Annotated in this window: 2 protein-coding genes; one reads left to right on the top strand and one right to left on the bottom strand. The window is 70.7% G+C overall.

Translation table 11 applies throughout. The annotated features are described in order from the left end of the window. A partial coding sequence (locus I59_RS02465) for a peptide MFS transporter (RefSeq protein ID WP_022902523.1) occupies positions 1-985 on the top strand: 985 nt, incomplete at its 5' end. 188 nt (positions 986-1,173) lie between these two features. On the opposite strand, the gene I59_RS02455 is transcribed toward I59_RS02465, so the two are convergent. Continuing rightward, positions 1,174-1,464 carry a hypothetical protein gene (locus tag I59_RS02455; protein WP_022902521.1) on the bottom strand — a complete coding sequence of 97 codons (291 nt, stop codon included), beginning with the start codon at positions 1,462-1,464 and terminating at the stop codon, positions 1,174-1,176. Between the last annotated feature and the right edge of the window lie 286 nt (positions 1,465-1,750).

The raw sequence follows: 1,750 nt of genomic DNA, 5'->3' as shown, positions 1-1,750 counted from the left end.
TCCTCGGCGTGACCTCGGCGCGTTCTTCGGGCCGCTGCTCACCGGCCTGCTGCAGAGCGCGCTCGGCTTCCACTTCGGGTTCGGCCTCGCCGCGATCGGCATGGCCGCCGGTCTCGTCCAGTACGGCATCCGCCGTCGCCACCTGCCCGAGGTCGTCCGCCACGTCAGCAACCCGATCGACCGTCGACGCCTGCCGCTCGTCGCGATCTTGGTCGTCGTGGCCCTCGCGCTCGTCGTGACCGCGGTCCTGACCGGGCTGCTGAACGTTCGGAACCTGCCGACGGTCGTGGTCGCCATCGTGATCGTCGCGACCGTCGGCTACTTCGTCGTCATCCTCGGCAGTGGCATCAGCGCCGTGGAGCGCTCGCGCGTGTTCGCCTTCATCCCGCTGTTCATCGGGAGCGCGGTGTTCTGGTCGCTGTACCAGCAGCAGTTCACCGTCGTGACGATCTACGCGGACCAGCGCCTCGACCGGTCGCTCTTCGGGTGGGAGATGCCCGTCTCGTGGGCACAGTCGATCAACCCGGTCTTCATCATCGTGCTGTCCGGGGTGTTCGCGGCGATCTGGACGAAGCTCGGCGACCGCCAGCCGTCCACGCCGACGAAGTTCGCCCTCGGCACCGGCATCATGGGCGTGGCGTTCCTGCTCTTCCTGCCCTTCGTCGGCACCGGTCGGAACGGGACGCCGCTGCTGGTCCTGGTCGCGATCCTGCTCGTCTTCACGATCGCCGAGCTGCTGCTCTCGCCCGTCGGCCAGTCCGTCGCGACAAAGCTCGCACCCGCGAAGTTCCAGACCCAGATGGTCGCGCTGTTCTTCCTGTCGGTGTCGCTCGGCACCGCGGCCACGGGTGTCCTGTCGCAGTACTACGACCCTGCCGACGAGGCGCCGTACTTCACCGTGCTCGGCCTCGCCGCCGTCGTGGTGGGCGTCCTCCTGCTCGTGTTCGCCAAGCCGGTCCTGCGCCTCATGCGCGGCGTCCGCTGATCAGCGCGCCCGACCGCACCGCCGGGTCGCATCCGGTAGCCTGAGGGCTGCCACATCGGCCCCCGCTACCAAGGAGTCACGGACATGCTCGAAGTCATCGCAGGCGTCATCATCGGGATCGGCGTGCTCGGCGGCGTCGGGCTGTGCATGGCCGCGGCAGCCATGATGAAGAGCGGCTCCGAGGAGTACTAGGCCTCGGGCCCAGCTGCCGGCTCGACCGGCACCAACTGACGACTCAGGACGGTCGCGCGCTCGAAGGGGCCGCGGCCGTCCGTCGTGTAGGCGGGCTCGTCGAACGCGACCGTCCAGGTGCGCTGGGTGCCGCCGAGCTGGCTGGCCCCCGGCGCGACGATGACGCCGATCGGCTCGTCGGCCCAGTGCTCGCCGCCCTGGCCGGGGTCGACGACCTGCACGAGCGCGCCGATGCCGAGGCCGGCACGGTCGTCGGGGCGAGGGCTGGGGGAGCGGCGTCCGAACACCCGCCCACCGTACCGCCCCGTGTCCGGCGCTCTGGTCCGTCCCCTCCCACGGCCCTCCAGTCCCGGAGGACCACGCGCCGGTCACGACACCCCGCGCGCGCCACCTCCGTTGGTCACGAGGCGTCGCTCACGCGCGCGCCGGGCGACGGTTCGTGACCTTCGGCCGTACGTGAGCGGGGTGTCGTGACCACCCGGGGCCGGTCGAGCACCCCGTTCATTCCCGTTCCGGCCCCTCCGACCCGGGTCAGACATCCCGTGTGTGCCGCGTCCGTCGGTCACGAAATGT

The organism is Curtobacterium sp. B8 (genome assembly GCF_000333315.1).
GTDB lineage: Bacteria > Actinomycetota > Actinomycetes > Actinomycetales > Microbacteriaceae > Curtobacterium > Curtobacterium luteum.
Note: the sequence above shows the minus strand (reverse complement) of the source record. Positions and strands in the feature narration are given on the sequence as shown.